The 20,256-nt window shown below is 45.3% G+C and carries 15 protein-coding genes; 9 read left to right on the top strand and 6 right to left on the bottom strand.

Annotated features, from left to right (window positions below; all coding sequences use genetic code 11):
• A partial coding sequence (locus tag QUB51_RS06420; RefSeq protein WP_333209697.1) for an alpha-mannosidase occupies positions 1-2,739 on the top strand: 2,739 nt, incomplete at its 5' end.
• Here the strand turns inward: QUB51_RS06420 and QUB51_RS06415 are convergent.
• Positions 2,724-3,311: a cytochrome b gene (locus QUB51_RS06415; protein ID WP_333209699.1), complete on the bottom strand. Its 588-nt coding sequence runs from the start codon at positions 3,309-3,311 to the stop codon at positions 2,724-2,726. The two genes, QUB51_RS06420 and QUB51_RS06415, sit on opposite strands and share 16 nt — an antisense overlap.
• A gap of 637 nt (positions 3,312-3,948) precedes the next feature.
• Here QUB51_RS06415 and QUB51_RS06410 point away from each other — a divergent pair.
• Positions 3,949-7,902, top strand: coding sequence for a PAS domain S-box protein (locus QUB51_RS06410; RefSeq protein ID WP_333209701.1), 3,954 nt, complete (start codon positions 3,949-3,951; stop codon positions 7,900-7,902).
• Between the two features lie 380 nt (positions 7,903-8,282).
• On the opposite strand, the gene QUB51_RS06405 is transcribed toward QUB51_RS06410, so the two are convergent.
• Together QUB51_RS06405 and QUB51_RS06400 are read right to left on the bottom strand one after the other, a co-directional pair.
• On the bottom strand, positions 8,283-11,540 hold the full coding sequence (locus QUB51_RS06405) for a tetratricopeptide repeat protein (protein ID WP_333260156.1): 3,258 nt from the start codon (positions 11,538-11,540) through the stop codon (positions 8,283-8,285).
• A 225-nt stretch (positions 11,541-11,765) separates the two neighbouring features.
• Complete coding sequence (locus QUB51_RS06400) at positions 11,766-11,957, bottom strand: hypothetical protein (protein WP_333053151.1); 192 nt, start codon at positions 11,955-11,957, stop codon at positions 11,766-11,768.
• A gap of 409 nt (positions 11,958-12,366) precedes the next feature.
• On the opposite strand from QUB51_RS06400, the gene rpiA reads away from it, so the two are divergent.
• The 4 genes from rpiA (at position 12,367) to QUB51_RS06380 (ending at position 15,636) form a co-directional block, all read left to right on the top strand.
• On the top strand, positions 12,367-13,083 hold the full coding sequence (gene rpiA / locus QUB51_RS06395) for a ribose-5-phosphate isomerase RpiA (protein ID WP_333053065.1): 717 nt from the start codon (positions 12,367-12,369) through the stop codon (positions 13,081-13,083).
• Between the two features lie 14 nt (positions 13,084-13,097).
• On the top strand, positions 13,098-13,433 hold the full coding sequence (locus tag QUB51_RS06390; protein WP_333209705.1) for a hypothetical protein: 336 nt from the start codon (positions 13,098-13,100) through the stop codon (positions 13,431-13,433).
• Between the two features lie 28 nt (positions 13,434-13,461).
• Entirely contained in the window at positions 13,462-14,667 is a 1,206-nt protein-coding gene (locus tag QUB51_RS06385) for an aldo/keto reductase (protein WP_445243104.1), read from the top strand.
• Between the two features lie 213 nt (positions 14,668-14,880).
• Entirely contained in the window at positions 14,881-15,636 is a 756-nt protein-coding gene (locus QUB51_RS06380; RefSeq protein WP_333209707.1) for a Fe-Mn family superoxide dismutase, read from the top strand.
• A gap of 70 nt (positions 15,637-15,706) precedes the next feature.
• Here the strand turns inward: QUB51_RS06380 and rsmG are convergent, their stop codons facing one another.
• Both rsmG and QUB51_RS06370 read right to left on the bottom strand, forming a co-directional pair.
• Entirely contained in the window at positions 15,707-16,450 is a 744-nt protein-coding gene (rsmG, locus tag QUB51_RS06375; RefSeq protein ID WP_333209709.1) for a 16S rRNA (guanine(527)-N(7))-methyltransferase RsmG, read from the bottom strand.
• Positions 16,451-16,554: 104 nt separating this feature from the next.
• Entirely contained in the window at positions 16,555-17,226 is a 672-nt protein-coding gene (locus QUB51_RS06370; RefSeq protein WP_333053058.1) for an energy-coupling factor ABC transporter ATP-binding protein, read from the bottom strand.
• 416 nt (positions 17,227-17,642) lie between these two features.
• Here QUB51_RS06370 and QUB51_RS06365 point away from each other — a divergent pair, with 416 nt between their 5' ends.
• The 3 genes from QUB51_RS06365 to QUB51_RS06355 all read left to right on the top strand — a co-directional run bounded on the left by QUB51_RS06365 (position 17,643) and on the right by QUB51_RS06355 (position 19,732).
• A complete protein-coding gene (locus QUB51_RS06365) occupies positions 17,643-18,659 on the top strand; it encodes a Sll0314/Alr1548 family TPR repeat-containing protein (RefSeq protein ID WP_333053057.1) in 1,017 nt (338 codons plus the stop codon).
• A 15-nt stretch (positions 18,660-18,674) separates the two neighbouring features.
• Positions 18,675-19,127 (top strand): DUF3531 family protein, encoded by a 453-nt coding sequence (locus QUB51_RS06360; RefSeq protein ID WP_333053055.1) that lies wholly within the window; start codon positions 18,675-18,677, stop codon positions 19,125-19,127.
• Between the two features lie 158 nt (positions 19,128-19,285).
• Positions 19,286-19,732 carry an NUDIX hydrolase gene (locus tag QUB51_RS06355; RefSeq protein ID WP_333053053.1) on the top strand — a complete coding sequence of 149 codons (447 nt, stop codon included), beginning with the start codon at positions 19,286-19,288 and terminating at the stop codon, positions 19,730-19,732.
• A gap of 151 nt (positions 19,733-19,883) precedes the next feature.
• Here the strand turns inward: QUB51_RS06355 and QUB51_RS06350 are convergent, their stop codons facing one another.
• Complete coding sequence (locus QUB51_RS06350; RefSeq protein WP_333209713.1) at positions 19,884-20,249, bottom strand: phage holin family protein; 366 nt, start codon at positions 20,247-20,249, stop codon at positions 19,884-19,886.
• Positions 20,250-20,256 lie beyond the last annotated feature (7 nt).

The following is a 20,256-nucleotide window of genomic DNA, read 5'->3' as shown; positions in this document are numbered from 1 at the left end:
GGAGAAAGCGGTGAGCTGACATCTATATATACAGGTACAATCTATTTGGTTGGTCACGCTCATTTAGACTTGGCTTGGCTGTGGCCTGTCCCGGAAACTTGGGAAGCGGCACAGCGAACTTTTGAGTCGGTATTGAAATTGCAATCGGAGTTTCCCGATTTGATATTCTGCCATTCAACTCCGGCACTTTATGCTTGGATAGAAGAACATCGGCCGGACTTATTTGCTGCGATTAAAAAACAGGTGGCGGCGGGTTGCTGGGAAGTTGTCGGCGGGATGTGGGTAGAACCGGATTTAAACTTGATTTCTGCTGAGTCAATGGTGCGGCAAGTTTTTTATGGACAGCGTTATGCAAAAGAAAATTTTGGGGAATTGATGCGGGTGGCTTGGCTACCTGATACTTTCGGTTTTGGGTGGCAATTACCTCAGATTTTGCGGCAAGGTGGAGTTGATTATTTTGTGACGCAAAAGTTGCGGTGGAATGATACAACGGAATTTCCCTACGGTGTGTTTTGGTGGGAAGGGTTGGACGGTACTAAAATATTTAGTATGATGTCTCCTCCCATTGGTGAAGGCATAGAATCTGTGAAAATGGCAAGTTATGCTTTTGACTGGCAAGCTAAAACTAATTTGCAAGATGCTCTTTGGTTGCCTGGAGTTGGCGACCACGGCGGTGGCCCGACTCGTGATATGTTGGAGGTGGCGAAACGCTGGAAAATGTCGCCTTTTTTCCCAAGGTTGGAGTTTGCGACAGCGGTTGATTATTTGTCTTTGATTGAGAGTCAGTTTTTGCCGGAAGTTGGGGAAAGTTCGCAGGAAAGTGATGTTCCAGAATCGGACAATCAGGAAAATTTGCGGGCGCGAGAATTGTCAAACTTGTCGCCAATCAAGGATGCAAATCCTCCCATCTCACAACTCAAAACTCTTCCCGTTTGGAAAGATGAACTTTATTTAGAATTCCACCGGGGTTGCTACACGACTCGCGCCGACCAAAAACGACAAAACCGCCGCTGCGAAGAATTGCTCTACCAAGCGGAGTTGCTGTCTTCGCTGGCAACGATTTGTACTGGTGCGGTTTATCCGAAATCTGAGTTAGAATCAGTTTGGAAACAAATTTTGTTTAACCAGTTTCATGATATTTTGCCCGGTTCTGCGATCGCCCCAGTCTACGCGGATGCTAATCTAGCTTTTGCTGAGGTCGATCGCACTTGTCGCGAAATCCTGCTACAATCTTTGGATGCCATCTCGGCTCAAATTTCTCTCCCTTCCCCTCCGCAGCCTGACGCTCAACCGATTTTGATTTTCAATACTCTCAATTGGCCGCGCTCTGAGGTTGTCGCCGTACCGCTTCCCGATTCCGCTGATTCCGCTTGGCAAATTTACGATTTTTCCCGACGGCGATTGGCTTCGCAGATTGTCAGGGGCGATCGACCGCAATCGCACTCTACACTGTTATTCTGGGCAAATAATATCCCCGCCGTTGGCTACCAGGTGTTTTGGCTGTGTCGCGAAGACGCTCAAACTGTGGATAATGCGTCCGCGAGTCCAGAAACCGAAAAAAAGACAGAGTTATCGAAACTTACATACGGTATAGCACAAAAAAACACACCTTGTCAAGAAACGCATTTTGCAGCCGCAGAAATGGTTCTAGAAAATGAATTTATTCGGGCAACAATAGACGGCAAAACTGGCAATTTATCGAGCATTTGGGATAAAGTAAATAACCGAGAAGTCCTGAATGCAGCAGGCGGCAATCAACTGCAAGCATTTCAAGACAGTGGCCAATATTGGGATGCTTGGAATATCGATCCAAATTATGAAAAACATCAACTACCAGCGCCGACACTCAAAGATATTTGTTGGATAGCACAAGGAGAAATACGGCAGAGTTTGCGGGTAGTCCGACAAATTGGCAAGTCGGAGTTTTGCCAAGATTATATAGTAGAAATAGGTTCGCCGCTGCTGAAAATCAAGACAGTTGCAGATTGGCAAGAAAGTCACGTTTTAGTAAAAGCAGCCTTTGGGTTAAATGTAGAAGCAGATTTTGCAACTTGCGAAATTCCCGGCGGTGCGATCGCACGCACAACCAAGCCGCAAACACCCGCCGCAAAAGCCAAATGGGAAGTGCCGATTTTGCGCTGGACTGATATCAGCAATGACGGTTTTGGAGTGAGTTTGCTCAATGATTGCAAATACGGTTGCGACCTTCAACCGAATCGAATTCGGCTGACTTTGCTTCGGGGTTCGACTTGGCCGGATGAACAAGCAGATTTAGGAGTTTCGGAATTTACTTGTGCAGTTTATCCCCATGCTGGAAATTGGCAAGAAGCCGACACAGTTCGACAGGGCTACGAGTTGAATTTACCACTGCTAGTAAAGGTGTTGCCCAAGTTAGAGAAAAATGACCACAAGACTCTGCCCGCAGTTGGCAATTTCTTGGATTTGTCCGCCGAAAATTTAGTGCTGATGGCATTCAAACAATCGGAAGATGATTCTAATGTGTGGATTTTGCGGTGTTACGAGTGTCACGGTGAAGAGGCAAAGTTGGAATTAAAGAGCGATTTGGGTTTGGCGATTAGTCAGCCTGTCGATTTATTAGAACAACCCATAAATTTGCCTCAGAATTCAGACGATGGGACAAGTTTCACAATATCGCCGTGGAAAATAGCCAGTTTTGCAGTAAATTTATCATTGCCAATGGAGAATAGTACCCCATCGGACATTTATCCAACCTTTTGAGACTTTGGGAACTTACTGCTAACAAAATTTGTCAACCTGCGCCAATTAGCTCTCACAACTTTCTTCTGATCTAAAATATGCAAAATTACGAACGCTAAAAATGTGTACGCCAGCCAAAAATGCAAACTCCTTCCCAAATCAACCATTGCGGAATTCTGCGGAAACACATCGGGTAAAACAATGCCGAAAAATTTCACATTGTTACTTTTGAAAGAGTTAGAAAAAAAGAAGCCTGTAACCGGAACTAGCCACATAAAAACGTACAAAGTTGCGTGCAAAGCAAAATTTTTGTACCATTCATTCGTAAACTTTGGCAGGCGTTTTGTATATTTTTTCCACCATACCCGCAACAGAGTTAAAATCCGCCAAGTCAGTAAAGCCATTGTCAGCACCGCTACGGATTTGTGAAAATCATAAAGGGGGCCTCGAATAAACAAGCCTCTCGGCAATCGAGCCATAAACATACCGCCAATAAACAGCACTAAATAGCAAGCTGACATCACCCAGTGTAAGGACATCAGTTGTTTGAACGCAGAATTAAGTCTGGGTTTCGCAGCGGGTTGGGTAGTCACTGTTCCTTGCCTCCTTAGCGTTTGCTGGACAAGATTAAGTATAAACTATAGGACTAAAGTCGGTGGCCGATTGTGCATTATAAGATTTACTTAACTTAAGTATTATAAATATTTATTAAACAGTCTAATTAATTAGATTCACCCTCGTCATTCCCAATACAAAACATCGTACTGGGGTCGATCGCCTCCCAAGCAGTTTTCAGGTCGAGTATCCCCAAAAGCCACAGCACTCATCTGACTCGATAATTGCAACCGCCGCCCGGTTCATCCGCAGCCCCGGCAAATATCCCAAACCGAATCCGAAGTAGGTCAGTCCGAATCTAGGTATTTGAGTGTTATCGTATATACTTAAAATCAGTGATTGCCGATTTTTTTATTGTCTAGGATGCTAAAAGTACAGACCGGGTAATTGCAGCTAAACCTGCTGGCATTGCAACTAGCGGGAAATATCGTCGGCAGACGGTCTACTAACTACAAACAAACACAGTGGTTGCATTGGGAAGCGAAAATCAGGGTGCTGGACAAGTGGTATTTTTGTTACAACTTGTAACTTTTTTCAAACAACAGGTTTAATTTAGTTTCACAAAAAAGTTAAATTCCAGAAAGTAAAATTAATTACAGTCGAGTTAAGCTAAAAGTGTTTGCTAAAAAAAGTAATTCAAGCAACCCCGAAACCAACTATTCTCACTTGCTCGACACAGAGGGCGAGTTCGCGACAGCAAAACTTGCGTGCAGCCAACAAGTCGAACAAGATTGGTATGGAACTCTCTACGAGAATTTTCCGGGCATTTACTTCGTTCTAGATGCTTTGGGAAGAGTTTTTTCGCTCAATCAATTCGGCGCGTCTCGCCTCGCCTACAAATCGCAGGAATTAATTTGTCATTCAATTTTTAACATATTTTACTGCCAAGAACAAGGCAAAATGCAGGCAGAATTTGCTGGATTGGCCCAGCCGGAAAACGGTACGTCAACTCCAAAAATTGCCTGTTGGGAAGGCTGCTTGACTTGCAAAGACGGCAAGATTATTAGGGTAAAAGCAACCGCGCGCCCAATGCCGACGGTTGATTGGAAAATAGAGGAAAATACTCATGGTCGTTCAATTGCCAATTTCCAACGGCCGGCTGTACTGTTAGTTTGCGAAGAAATTAAGGCCGCTTCGCAGTCACCCATGCCGCCCAACCAGAGAGGAAATTGGCGCAGTCCAACTTTGGCGATCGCAAAATTAGCCAAAAGTCAACTAAAAGAACGCCACAATATAGAAGACTTCATCCGCGAAGTAACAGAAACCGCTGTCAGTATTGTCAACTGCGATCGAGCCAGTATTTGGCTGTATGGCGAAGACAAAACGCAGCTTCACTGCATTGACCTTTACGAACAAAATACTAAACTCCATTCCGTACAAATAATCATCACAGCAGCCGACTGTCCGGCATATTTTCAAGCTTTAAAATCGGCAAGTGCGATCGCAACAGTGGCAGCAGAAAATGACCCCAGAACGCGAGAACTGGTCGGTCTTTATTTGCTCGATAGGGGCAGCACTTCTCTGTTAAACGTACCGATTGTGCTAGCAGGTAAAAGCTTGGGAATAGTCAGCGCCGAACGCCAGGGTTCGGACGGTGATTGGACGGAAGAAGAACACGAATTTACCCAAATATTAGCAGATTTTGTATCCTCAAGTTTGTCAGCTAGCGAAAAGTTAAAATTAGAAGCAATGCGGCACGAACAACAGCAAAACTTGCTAAGCCAATACTACGATCAACTAGAAGAAAGAGTAGAAAGACGCACGGCTGAACTCAAAAAAGCTAACCACAAACTGCAAAAAGAAATAATTAAAAGAAAACAAGCCGAAGCCGAACTACGCCTGCAGCAACAAGAACAGCAAATAATTTTTGATTCCGTGCCGGCGATGATTTGGCTCAAAGATACCGAAAGTCGCCTGCTGCGAATTAATCAAGCCGCCGCTGCATCGAGAGGTTTGCCCGCAGCTCAATTAGAAGGTAAATCTTTTTATGAAATCTATCCAGACGAAGCAGAGCAATATTATTTAGAAGATTTGGAAGTAATCAATTCCGGCGTTCCCAAACAGGGGCAAGTCGAACTACTGCCAACAGCCTCTGGTCAAAAATGCTGGGTGCGGACAGATAAAATACCTTACCGCGATGAAACCGGTAAAGTCGCTGGCGTCATCGTGTTTGCCGTAGATATTACTGATTTAATTAGAGTCGAAAAAGAACTGCGAGAATATCGCGATCGCCTCGCACAAAAAGTTGAAAAACGTACTGCTATGTACAGGCAAGCCATGACCGCTTTGTACTCGGCAAATACGCAATTGCAACAGTTAATTAACAACAGCTATTCCTCTGGGGAAAATGGCAGCAGCCAGTCAGCAGCACGCTTGCTTGAATGCGAAGCTTATTTTGAAGCAGTTGCCGTGGCTGACCGCGACACAATTTTGAGCGTCAGCAGCAATTTTGCCCAACTTTTCGGTTACGAACCTGCGGAAATGGTGGGAATGAGCTTGCTGGAACTACTGTCGCCGAAATCATACAAACAGGCGTCGCAAATGATTTCTGCAGCCAGCAATACAGTCTGTGAAACTATTTTTCTCAAGCGAGATGGAACTGCTTTTCCTGCTGATGTTCGCAGTAAATTCGTATTTTGGGAAGGTCGTTTAGTCCAGGTGAAAGCAGTCCGAGACCTCACGGAACGCAAATTGCTCGCAGCAGAATTAGAGCGATCGCGCTCTCTGCTGCACGCTACCTTAGAAGCAACGGCAGACGGCATTCTCGCCGTTACTACCGCCGGAGAAATGATTAGTTATAACGAAAAGTTAGTTCAAATGTGGGGAATTTATGAAGAAGTTAGAAACTCAATGGATAGAACGCTGCGACTGGCATTTCTCACGAAGCAAGTGAAAGATCCGAGGGCTTTTTTGCAGAGAGTTAAAGAATTTTATAGCGATGCGGAGTCGGAAGGTTGCGATATTCTAGAGTTTAAAGACGGCCGCTCTTTTGAGCGCTATACGCAGCCAATTCGAGTCGGACAAAATATTATTGGCAGGGTGTGGCGCTTCCGGGATATTACCTCTCGCGAAAAGGTGACGGCAATGTTGGGAGATTCTCAAAGACGCTTTCGGGCAATTTTTGATTCTTCTTTCCAATTTGTGAGCTTGTTGAAACCGGACGGCACTCTGCTGGAAGCTAACCAAACTTCTCTGGATTTTGCGGGAATTAAGCTACGGGATGTGGCAAATAAACCGTTTTGGCTGTTGCCTTGGTGGGGAGATTCTGAGAAAGTTCAGGAACAGTTGCAAGAGGCGATTTCTCGATCGGCAAAAGGTGAATTTGTCCGCTATGAAGTGGAAGTTCAAGGTGTAAATCGGACGGCAACTGTTGATTTTTCTCTCAAACCGGTCGCGGATGAAACTGGCAAAATAGTATTGTTGCTGCCGGAAGGTCGGGACATTACTCAAAGTAAGCAAGCCCAAGTCGCGCTGCGGCAACAAATAGAACGGGAACGCCTGATCGGGCAGATTCAATCGCGCATTCGTTCTTCTCTGGATCTCCAAGATATTCTCAACACTACAGTAGCGGAAGTGCGGGAGTTTTTGGCAACCGATCGCGTGCTGGTTTTCCGCTTCCGACCCGACTGGAACGGAGATGTGGTGGTGGAGTCGGTTGCAGAAGGATGGATGCCACTCAAGGGGATGGGAATTGACGATTGCTGTTTTGCCAATACTTACATCGGACAGTATTTAAAGGGTCGCATTCGCGCCATAGAGGATATTCATGCTTCTAATTTGAGCGAGTGTCATCTTAATTTTTTGGAGACTTGTCAGGTGAAGGCAAATTTGGTAGTGCCGATTGTCCAGCAGGGCATAGAACCTAGGGAAGGTAACAGTTCTTGTCAAGTGCCGAAGTTGTGGGGTTTGCTGATTGCCCACCACTGTTCGGCACCCCGCCAGTGGCAGCAGTTTGATGTGGATTTGCTGAGTCAGTTGGGTACTCAAGTTGCGATCGCGATCGAACAATCTTTACTTTACCAGCAGCTAGCTGCTGCCAACCAGCGACTGGACGGGTTGGCGAATTTGGACAGTCTGACTCAACTAGCTAACCGCCGCCGTTTTGACGAGGTGATCAACCGAGAATGGGAGCAGTCGAGTTCTTCGGAACCGCTATCTTTGATTATGTGTGACATTGATTGTTTTAAACTTTACAACGACAATTACGGCCACCAAGCCGGGGATGCTTGTTTGCAGCAAGTGGCGCGGGCGATCGGGGATGCTTGCACAAACGCACCCGCAGAGCGCCTTTATTTGGCTGCTAGGTACGGGGGCGAGGAATTTGGGGTAATTTTGCCAAATACGGATGTCGTGGCTGCACAGGCTGTTGCTGAGGGAATCCGCAGTCGCGTCAAAGCTTTGGCCATTCCCCACATCAAGTCTGTTGTCAGTGATTGTGTGACTCTCAGCATGGGAGTTGCGGGTGTTTCGCCAAGTCAAAATTCCCCGAAAATGTTGATTGAAGCGGCGGATAAGGCATTGTATCGAGCTAAGTCTGGCGGGCGCGATCGAGTGGCTATTAATGAGTAATCAGGTTATTTTAGATTTGAGATTTTAGATTTTGGAATTACTGATGAAGCTGCTGGTTTGGAGCTTGTCTGCTGTGGCATTCTTTTTTGAAACTGGTGTTACTAAAAAAGCGATCGCCCTAACTGGCATAAAGTTAGTGCGATCGCGGTACTATGAATCAGCTATTTATCTATCAAACTCTGCGCGGATTTTTTACGCATTTCCACTGATTTTTTTACAAAACTTTACCGTGAGTAGCGTACAAATATCCAAAAACCACGTTTCTCTACCCGATGTCTCTTTTTTTATTGAACCGCAGAGGACACAGAGAGCGCAGAGGAAGAGAAAAGAGCAAGGAAGGAGTTCGCAATTGATTGGGGATTGCTATAGCAATTACTCACCTATTTCGCTAACAGTTTTTGAAACACCTTATACATATCCTCGGCTAACTTTTTAGGATTCCACAAAGGTGCGAGATGTTCTGGCTGCTTAGATTTTACTAAATGCTCTTTCACCGCATTTCTGAAACCAGCATCGCGGCCAAACTTAACTCCCCACTGCGTATATTCTTCCCAACTCCACGCCGCACCAACATCAACATTTGCACTTTTGAGGAAAGCGTAACCCATCCGCGAAAGATATTGGTCGCCGGATCGAGTTACCACTGGCAAATTCGCCCACAAAGCCTCTAAGTTGTGAGTCCCGCCGTTGTAAGGATAGGAATCTAAAAGCACGTCGGCTACATAATAAATAGCCCGGTGTTCTTCTTCACTTCTGGTTTGCCCTATAAACTTAATCCGACCAAAATCTACTCCTTGAATGTCGCATTCTTCGCGGTAAGTGCTGTGAATAATATCGGGGTCGCCTTGACCTTTGCGGATTAACACACTATCTGGTACTTGCTTGAGGATTTGAACTTGAGCTCGTACCATTTCGGGATTGGTTTTTCTACCGGGCGCAACGCACAAATAAGTCATTTGCTCTAAGCCAATTCCGAGAGCGTTTCTAATCGCCTCTCGATTCACAGGAATGCTTTGCAGTGCGCCAATTGCTACCGAACCTGCAGGCAATCTTACTAACTTTTCTAAGTAATTTTTTTCAACACCTGGGGGGTGAGTGTGTTCGTCGCACAGAAAGTAGTGATTATCTGAAATGTAGGGTGCGTCAAATCCCAGCCAAGAAACGCAAATTCCCGCAGGATATTGATACAGCACTTCGACATTTGTTGGCACTGTCATCGAGTCTAAGTCGATTAAAACATCCAAGTTGTCTTGCGCTACTTCGGCGAATATTTCACCGCCATCAGCAAAGCCGTTTGGATATTTTTTAGGCCAGTAAAACTTGCCTGCCATGTCTTCAAACCGCTGCGTAACTTCATCTCGGTGGAGTTTCCCGGTGACGTAAAGGTGAACGTGGGGGGTGATGTGGCTTAATTCGCGAATTAAAGCTTCGCTGCACCAGCCTACTGAGTGGCGGCGGAAGTGTTTGGAAAGGAAGCCGATTTTTAAAGGACGCTGTTCTTTTGTTTGGTACTTGGCTAGGTTGCTTCTGTTAATATCCTGGCGCTTAGGAACGGCTTTTTGGTAGTATTCTTTGGCAATTAGTCTGTAGAAATTGGCATTTTTTTCGCGGTTGTCTCTCAGGTGAGAAACTGCAAACAGGAAGATTTCGTAGAGCAGTTTTAGTTCGATTGTGGTAAAAGTTTCGACCTTTTCGTAGCAGAGTTTTTCGATTTCTTCGAGTTTCTGAATTGCCTGTTTGCTGACACCTGATTGCAGGTAGGAAAAGACGTAGGCTGTAGCTGACATGACTGGGGCGACATCGCCGCAGTTTTCGCAGTATTTGTCGGCTACGCTGCGGGCTCCGGCGAGGTTGGTGGAATGGCTTAGCAAGTCGCACAGTTGTTGGTAGGCTTCGCTGTATTTGGGGTTGCATTCGATCGCCTTTTCAAATTTGGCGATCGCCTCCAAGGGCTTATCTTGTTTTTGAATGTGCCCCATGCGACAGTAAACCTCTGCCCAATTCGGTTTTAATGCCAAAGCTTGCTGATAGCTGGCTAAAGCTTCTTCCAGCCGCCCCTGCATGGAAAAACAACTGCCGAGGTTAGCGTGAACTTCGGGCCAGTTGGGCTTGATTTTCAGAGTGTTTTGATAATTAGTAATCGCTTCTTCGTACTTGTTTTGCTGTAAAAAAGAGTTGGCTATATTGAAGTGCAGAACTTCTAAATGCGGCTTTAAAGCTACAGCTTTCTGATAGTAAGCGATGGCGGCGTCGAGATTGCCTTGTTGCGATCGCGCGCTGCCGATGTTACCGTAGGCTTCGGCCCAATCCGGTTTAATGGCGATCGCTCTTTCGTAGCTTTCGATGGCTTCCTCGCGCTTTCCTTGGCCCAAAAGTCGATTACCTAAGTTAAAGTGGAAGTCTGCACCGACTAGCTGCGGGTTGAGCTCGGATGTTCTTTTAAAACAGGCGATCGCTGCTTCGATGTTGCCGTGTTGGTGATATACTTTCCCTAAGTTCCAGTGAGCTCCCGCTAAATCAGGACTCAGGGCGATGGCTTGCTGATAATGGGCGATCGCTTCTTCCAAACGCCCCAATTTGAAATACATACTGCCAATATTGGCGCGCACTTCCGCAAAATTTGGCTGCAATTCTAGGGCTTGAGAATATGAACGAATGGCAGCTTCAGTTTTGCCTACTGCTTGCAAGGCATTGCCTAAAGTGACGTAAGCATGGATGAAATCCGGTCGAATTTTTATCGCTTGCTGACAAGCTGCGATCGCCTCTTTAATTTTACCTTGAACTAAAAAGTTTTCTGCCAGTTTTTTGTAATGTTCTACTTCTTGAAAATTGGCAACTTGTCCGGCATCGGGAACATTTAACGATGTAACTTGTTCGGAAAGTTCGGCGGGATTTGTAAACGGAGTATTTAAAGTCTCAGTGGTTGGTGCTGGCGGCAAATTGAGGCTCGAAGGCTGCAAGCCGTAGCCTTCATCTTTGTTGACAGATACTGTTTGCGATTCCCCTAATTCTGTTTCTAATTCGATAAAGTTGCTGTCAGTAGTTGCCCGCTCTTTTTGTGCGATTAAACTCGCTAATTTCTCAGCAGCGGTGGCATCTTCCGGTTGCTGTTGCAGCACTTTTTGATAGCAATTAATTGCTGCATCTAACTTTCCTTGCTGCTGCAAAACGCTTGCCAGCATCATATTGACCGAACACAATTGAGGATTAATTACCAGAGCTTTTTGGTAATAATTCCCCGCCTGTTCCAATTGCCCTAACTTGTAATACATACTGCCAAGATTCGCGCTAGCTTCGGCAAAATTCGGCTGAAATTTTAAAGCTTGCAAGTAAGCTTCAATGGCCATTTCCAGCTTGTTTTGACTGTGCAAAGCATTGCCCATTGTCAAGTAAGCAGGAGCAAAAGTGGGTTGAAATTGAAGAGCGACATTACAAGAGGCGATCGCCTTTTCAAATTCTCCTTGCAAAACATAAACTTCCGCCAACTTTTTATGAACTTCTGCATCTCCTGGATTAAACTCTAAAGCTTTCTGATAGTTATCGATTGCGCCACCGAGATCGCCTCGATCTTTCAGCCAATTCCCCTTTTGAAAATAATCTCTCACTGCCTCTAAACCTACTAAAGAATTCCCGATCATTTGCTCTGCCACTCTTACAGGTTTTACACTAATACTATTCAGCCATTCTAGCCACTGTCGGGAACGCACAGACCAAGTACACCCTCGATTTCTATATTCTACCTGCTGTCTCCGATGATTTTCAGCAGTGGCGCCGCCCGCACCCGTGCCATCATTTAAAACTCCGACTACGGCCTCTGAAAACCGCCTTGTATATCCCTCCCAATCTGGTTTACCTGCCCGCTTCTAATTACTTATCAATGCAAAATTTTCCACCCCTGACATGGAAACTAGACGGGCAAATCCAGCAGTTGTTTCCGGCAAAGCTGCCAATTCACTCGTCACAATCCGGCAACTGCAGGCCATCGCCTCCATCGCGACAATAGATGACGTTTCCAAACAGGTATTCGAGTAAGCTAAAACCGCCACTGAACGCAGTTGCCGGACGAGTTCGGGTTGCGGTACGGAACCGACGTACTCGACGCCTTCTGTTTCCTGGCACTGGCGGTAAAGTTGACAAAAAAAAGCTGGTTATCATTGTCGTATATTTGGTGTACTTTCATGCTTTAAAATAGTTGAATCTGGTTATGGAAACAGATTGACGAATTTCGAGATCGAGAAATCAGATTTTCATTGTGGCAATTATCCACCGATTTGTGAACTAGATTTTTTTATTTAACCGCAGAGGACGCAGAAGGCGCAGAGAAAAAAGAGAGAAATTCCCAATTGAAATAATTTGCCAGTTCCCTCTCTTCATCTTCTTCCTCTCTGCGTTCTCTGCGCTCTCTGCGGTTAAATAAATCCATAATAAATGGTATAATCTTAAAACTATTAAGGAGTACCGAACATGACCACAGAACAAGATCCCGTAAAATTGATGAAACAGCAAGTCGGCTTTGCTGCCGCCGATCGCGTAAAATCTGGTATGATTGTCGGACTCGGCACCGGGTCAACTACAGCTTATACTATTCAAGCATTGGGCGATCGCATAAAATCCGGTGAACTCAAAGATATCAAGGGAGTGCCGACATCTTTTCAATCAGAAGTGTTAGCCAAACAGTACGGAGTACCGCTGACAACACTAGATGAAATTGACAGAATAGATGTAGCTATTGACGGCGCTGATGAAGTAGATCCCCACCTCAACTTAATTAAAGGTGGCGGCGCAGCCCACACCCGCGAAAAAGTAGTCGATTACCTCGCCACTCAATTTATTGTAGTAGTTGACAGTTCCAAAATCGTAGATAAATTGGGTTCGACTTTTCGCGTGCCCATCGAAGTTATACCCATGGCATTAACACCAGTGATGCGCGCCATTGAAAAAATGGGCGGCAAACCCGAACTCCGCATGGGTGTGAAAAAAGCAGGCCCCGTAATTACCGATCAAGGTAATATGGTAATTGATGTCAAATTTGATGACATTGCCAACCCCGGAGAAATGGAAAAAAGCTTGAATAATATTCCCGGTGTCTTAGAAAATGGTTTGTTTGTAGACTGTACAGATTTGGTGTTAGTCGGGGAAATCCAAGACGGAAAACCAGTAGTACGGGAGATTTCTAAATAGTCAAAACTGCCCCAGTGGTGGTCAATAACTCTTTGTGGAACAGGCATCTTGCCTGTTCAGGAGAAGGCTGCCATATGGGAGTTACAACCCGCAAAAATACCAAAAACAAGGTTTTTTACCCTATAGCAACCGCCAAGACTATTAAGAAGTTCTTAATCAGTGAAACCCTTGCGATTGTTACATTTTCTTCCTTCTTCTTTCTTCCTTCTGCTATAGCTTTGACCGAAAGCATCCAGGATACCCGCCACGTGATTCATCCGTGGAGAAAGAAAAAACCTGTATCCGATGAAACTTGCCGAACGTATTTATCTCGCGCAAGTCAAAGCTTCAATCTAAAATCTAAAATCTAAAATCTAAAATCGATTGACTTTGATTATGATGATGCAATATCGCAGATTCGGTCGCACAGAATTATCCATGCCCGTCTTTTCCTGCGGTGGCATGAGATATCAGTACAAATGGCAAGACGTGCCAGCCAATGAAATTCCCCCAGACAATCAACAAAATCTAGAAGCGACGATTCGTTACTCGATTGAATGCGGCATCAATCACATAGAAACTGCTCGCGGTTACGGCACTTCCGAGATGCAATTGGGGTTAATTTTGCCGAACTTTCCCCGCGAAAAATTGATAGTGCAAACGAAAGTTAGTCCTAAACCAAACTCCCAAGAGTTCCGCGAAGAATTTGATAAATCCTTAGCTTATTTGCAACTGGAATACGTCGATTTACTGTCACTACACGGCATTAATACGTGGGAATTGCTAGAGGAGTCTATCCGTCCGGGCGGCTGCATGGATGTGGCGAGAAAGTTGCAAGCAGAAGGCAAAGTTAAGTTTATTGGTTTCTCGACTCACGGCCCGACTGATGTGATAGTCAAAACAATTGAAACTAATCAATTTGATTATCTTAACTTGCACTGGTACTACATCAATCAAAGTAATTGGCCTGCTATCGAAGCTGCTAAACGTCACGATATGGGCGTTTTTATTATCAGTCCTTCCGATAAAGGCGGTCAACTTTACAGCCCGCCGCAAAAATTGGTAGACTTGTGCTATCCGTTGAGTCCGATGGTGTTTAATGATTTGTTTTGTTTGTCGCATCCGCAAGTACACACTTTAAGTTTGGGCGCCGCCAAACCTGAAGATTTTAACGAGCATTTGAAAGCTGTAGAATTGTTAGATAGAGCCGATGAAATTTTGCCACCGATATTAGAAAAGTTAGAAAAAGCAGCAATTGATAAATTAGGAGAAGATTGGTTTAAGACTTGGCACGTCGGTTTACCAACTATCGAAAATACTCCCGGAGGTATTAATATTTATGTGATTCTGTGGCTGTGGAATTTGGCGCAGGCTTACGATACGATCGACTATTGCAAGATGCGCTACAACCTTTTAGGTAATGGGGGCCACTGGTTCCCCGGCCAAAAAGCCGTAGCTTGCGGTGCGGAAGGCCATCGCCTAGATGAATTAGACTTGCGCCGCTGTCTGGCCCACAGTCCCCACGCTGCAAAAATTCCCGGTATTCTTCAAGCAGCCGATCGGCTTTTTGGAGGCGAAGCCATCCAACGCTTGTCCCAAGAATAATCAAAAAAAAACCCGGTTTCGAGACAGAAACCGGGTTGGTGAACCGGAGCACGTGAGTTAGTTACGCGCATACAATTAGCCTATACTTGAGAAACTCTCACCACCATCGCCCATCCGTCTCATCCATTCGGGCGATACAACTTTTTTCTCAACTCACTCCCCTTTTGCTTTAATTTGAGATAAAACAGTTAATAATTCACTTAGGTACTTTTTATGACTCTCAAACGCCGAGATTTCTTGTATTTGCTGACTGCCACCGTTGGAGCTATTACCGCAGGTGCTTGCCAAGCGTCAGGAAATAATGTATCCCAAGCCAGTCCAATTGCAGAAAGCACAAAAATAGCCCAAACTCCGGGGCCTTTTACACTGCAGCCTTTACCTTACGAATACAATGCTTTAGAACCGCACATCGATGCGCGGACAATGCAATTTCACCACGACAAACACCACGCCGCCTACGTTAAAAACCTCAACGATGCTGTCAGCAAATACCCGCAACTCAAAAATATCACTGCGGAAAATATGCTGCGAGATTTGAGCAAAGTGCCGGAAGATATTCGCACAACCGTGCGTAACAATGGCGGGGGACACCTAAATCACAGTATGTTTTGGGAAATCATGAGTCCCAACGGCGGCGGGGAACCGACAGGGGCAATTGCAACAGCAATTAAGCAAACTTTCGGCAGTGTTGACGATTTTAAAACAAAATTTAACGATGCCGGCGCCAAGCGTTTTGGCAGCGGTTGGGTGTGGCTAGTCCGCAATAAAGCTGGCAAACTTGAGATTACAACTACTGCCAATCAAGACACTCCTTTCATGGAGGGCAACTATCCAATTATGGGTAACGATGTTTGGGAACACGCTTATTATCTCAAATACCAAAATTTGCGCGCCGACTACTTAAAAGCTTGGTGGAATGTTGTTAATTGGACGGAAATTAACAAGCGCTACGAACAGGCGATCGGGTAGTTTTCAATTAGATGAAATACAGGACACGGTAGATGAAATACAGGACACGGCAGTGCCGTGTCCCTACTAGCTAGCGCACGGGACGATCGAACTCCCGTACAACTTTCCGCAAGTAAACGCAGTGCCGCGCCCCCTGACTCGTCGGCGTTGTGAATGCTTCGACTGACTCAATAGTGCCGCCCAAATGCTCGATCGCCCTTTGCAACTCCGTTTCTTCCTCCACCGTCCAATTCCCACGGTAAAGCACAGCTAAACCGTCATTTTTCAGGAATGGCAGCGCGCATTTAGCACAGAGAGGAGCGGCTCCCACTGCTCTGAGAACGGCTAGATCGTAAGCTTGTTTGTGATGCGGCTGTCGGGCAATTTCATCCGATCTACCCAACAAAGTCGCCGCATTTTCTATCCCTAAAGACGGCAAAACTGTTTCCAAAAAAGTAATTTTTTTGCGCGTAGAATCGAGCAGCGTAACTGATAAATGCGGCAGGGCGATCGCGATCGGCAACCCCGGAAAACCCCCACCAGTCCCAATATCGATCGCTTTCTGCACCGAATCGGCGACAAATTCGGGATTTTCCGCCGAATTGTGATTAGCTGGCAGCAGTTTCGCAATTCCCCGCAGAGAATCCCACAAATGTTTTTCCCAAAACTCCATCGGTTCGGTAATTCGAGTTAAATTCAAGGAGCAATTTCCCTCGACAATTAACTCATAAAGTCGCTGAAATTGTTGCTGCTGCGACTCATCCGGCTGCCAATTCAGCGTTTTTTGCCACAACTCGTTCATCTGGGGCAACACAGGCATTGTAATCTGATTCATCTTCTATTCCCACTCTTTTGTAAGCTCTGCGAATTCTCTGCACTTAAAAATGCTTCATAATGCGATATACCCGCCCGCACTAACTAATGACTAATGACTAATGACTAATGACTAACAAAACTCGTTTCCTTAGCTTCTAATTTAGCCCGATCGACCTCTTGCAAATCCCCGTGGTTTAGAGTCCAAAATTTATCGGCTACACTCAACAAATCGCTAGCATCGTGAGTAACAATCAACAAAGTCCAGTGACTTTTCAACTTACTCAACAGGCTTACCAACTGCCGCCGCATCGACCAATCCAAACCCGCCGTCGGTTCGTCCAAAAGTAGCAAATGCGGCTGCCGAATTAGCTGCACCGCCAGGGCTACCCTGCGCTGTTGTCCGCCGCTCAAAGCGTGGGGGGAAGCGCGCAGCGGCAAATGTCCTAGTCCCACTTCTGCCATTGCTGAGTTAATTTGTTCTTGTCCCAATTCAGGATGCCCCAACCGCAATTCTTCTAAAATTGTGCCTCCGCAAAAATGCCTTTCTGGAAACTGGAACACTAACCCTCCTAACTGTTGCAAGTGTTCCGGTGTTAATTCTTGTTCCCGCCAGCGGATGTCGCCGCTAGTTTTTTCGGCTAAACCTGCTAATATTTCTAATAGCGTACTTTTGCCAGAACCGCTGCGACCCACAATCAGCCCCATTTGCTGCGATGGCAGTTCTAAGTTAATATTTTTCAGAATAGGATTCGGACAGGCGGTAGGATGATATACTAAGTTTTTTAGATAAAGCATTAACGGCAGTTGTTAGTTGGCAGTTGGCAGTTGCTAGTTGGCAGTTGTTAACACTCAACAGTGAACAATCAGAAAAATAGTTATTGTTGGAGGGGGGAACTTCTGGTTGTGCTATTGATAGTTAAGGCGGTTTTTGGCAGGGGTCGATCGCACACAATTATTTTACATAAATCTTAACAAAAATTTCCTTTTTTTTTCAGGAGTGGCGTTTGATTTTTCTGTTTTTTCATGGTATAGTTTAATAATGGAAATCTGTCCGTCAATATATTACAAGTCACACTACCATTATTAAAATATACCTCAACAACCACAAAAAATCAAGCAAATTTCACTCTTTTTTTGGTGGCGGCCCGAAAGTCTGAAAATTTAACTCTCTTGTTTCTAGTTTACAGTATATTACATTGAGAGAATTGACGATGACGAAAACTCCTTTAGCATCGGTGGGCAAGCAAATGTTAAGTTCTCAACAGACAGTGCGGGCGATCGCCTGTGCAGGAGCGATCGCCCTGGGCATCTGCATTAACTCAGCATTAGCGGGCGATCCCTTTCGCAGCAGCAACCCGCAGGCGATCGGGCCCAACACCGAAACCGCTTTCAAAACAATGTTTCAGCAAGGAAACTACAAACAAGCAAAAGCACAAGTTCAACAAGCACTATCAGCCGAACCAAACGAGCCACTAGCCTATGCAATGGCAGCCTCCCTCTCCTACATCGAGCAGGACTTAAACTCGATGAATTCCTACGCGCAAAAAACCCGCGAAGTCGGCGAAAAATTGGCGAAAACTAATCCATTGCGCGGCAATATTTACACAGCAGCAGGTCACTTTCTAGAAGGGGCGAACATTATAGCCAAAGAAGGAACAGCCAAAGGCGCGCCCCAAGCTTTGAGTAAATTGCGAGTAGTATTTCAATACCTAGAAGCGGCCGATAAAATAGCGCCCAACGACCCAGAACTAAACCTGATCAAAGGCTACATGGACTTAATGCTAGCCACAAACCTACCCTTTTCCAACCCCAACGAAGCAATTCAAAGACTCGAACAAAAAGCCTCTCCCCGCTACTTAGCTTATCGCGGCATGGCAGTAGGATATCGAGACTTAAAAAAGTACGATCGCGCTTTAGAATTTGCGAACAAATCCCTAGCAGAAACGCCAAATAATCCCGAAGTTCTCTATCTAAAAGCACAAATCTTGTTTTCCCAATCCCAGAGGAACAACGGCAACAAAACCTTACTTGAGGAAGCCCGAAAAAACTTCGACGCAGCCTTAGCAAAACCCGACCAACTTCCGCGCAGTTTAGTAGCCGAAATCTTCTTTCAGCAGTGCAGAACCCGTAACCGTCTCGACAGCCAATCTCGCGCCTGCGACCCGATGCGCGATAAAATCAGAGATGCAGATGGAGTCTGGGGGCCGGCAGCCTTACCACCACTATAAAAACACCAAAAAACTATGCAAGTAGAGTTTCGCGAGTTTAACCCCTTTGACCTCTGGATTTGGCTGAAGTTCAGCAACGTGCCTTCAAACGGTGAAAAACAGTATGTTGAAGAAGTGTTTGACTCTTGGTTTTTCTTGGGAAAACTTGGAGGATTTAATGCGGAAAATTTGCAAGTTCAAGATGAAGGCTTAGACATCAGTGATATGAATTACGATGTTAATCTAGCCGACCAAAGCATGATGGCTTTGATGCACAATATGGGAGAAATGGAGTATCAAGGTTATTGGGCTCGCTGCTGGTTTGATTTGGGCACTAGCGATGCCATTGGAATCGATGTTTTGATTAATGTTTTCCAGCAACTCAGCAAAGAATTCGTAACGATTGAAAAACTAATTATTGGCGGGGAAAATATAGACTGGCCAATTGAAAATAGGAGGAGCAGAGAGGGTTTTGCTGCTGATAATTAAACGTTGGCACGACACGGATGACACGGATACACGGATAATATAGTCCTGGACGCACGGGTAATCAGAAACCGGGTTTTTTTCCTTGAATACTTTGTTACAACGCTTGAAGGGCAAAAAACCCGGTTTCTTTGGTTTTGATGCGTAATGACTAATGACTGATGACTGATGGCTATATTATGCAAGGTAAAATTCGCGTCATTGTTTTAGGATTAATTCGATCGGGCGATCGCATCTTCGTGTCAGAATGCGAAGATCCGGTCACAAAAGACACATTTTACCGCGCTTTGGGCGGCGGCGTAGAATTCGGAGAGCACAGCACCGACGCTTTGCAAAGAGAGTTTCAAGAAGAAATTCAAGCCGAGTTAACAAATATCAAATATTTGACTTGTTTGGAAAACTTCTTTGTTTATAATGGCAAAGCCGGACACGAATTAATACAACTATACCAGTGCGATTTTGTCGATCGCAAATTTTATGAATTGGAGAGTCTGGATTTTGCAGACGGAGATGGGGAACATACTGCATTTTGGATGCCCGTCGAGCGCTTTCGATCGGGCGAATTGCGCCTAGTTCCCGACAAATTTATCGACTACTGCGAAGGCTAATAACTCAACCAATACCAAAAAACAAATACCTGATATGGGAGAATTACACCTAAAATATTTGCCGTCGGGGCAGGTTTCACCTGAAATATTGGCGATAACTAACAGGATGAATAAACCCGCCCCTTCCTTCCGCCCCCCGCATTACCCGGATTTACCTTACACTAGGCAGAGTCCGCAACAGCTCATAGAGCAAAGAGTTGATAAAACCGAGGGCTATAGCACCCAGCAAAGCACTCCAAATTCCCCACCGCAAGCGAAATCCATCCACTAGCCAAGCCGCCAATCCAAAGATAGCAGCGTTGATAACAATTATCCACAAACCAAAAGTTACCAACAGCAATGGAAAACCCAAAACCACAAAAAGCGGCCGCACCAAAGCATTCAGCAATCCAAAAACCGCCGCCGAAATCATCGCTTTTCCAAAAGTGTCAATATCCACCCCGATGGGCAACTTGGAAATGATAAAAAAGCTCACGGAAGTAACTAGCCAAGCAATTACCAGCGAAATAATATCCATGTGCCAA

This window comes from Microcoleus sp. AT8-A3, assembly GCF_036705675.1.
Lineage (GTDB): Bacteria > Cyanobacteriota > Cyanobacteriia > Cyanobacteriales > Microcoleaceae > Microcoleus.
Note: the sequence above shows the minus strand (reverse complement) of the source record. Positions and strands in the feature narration are given on the sequence as shown.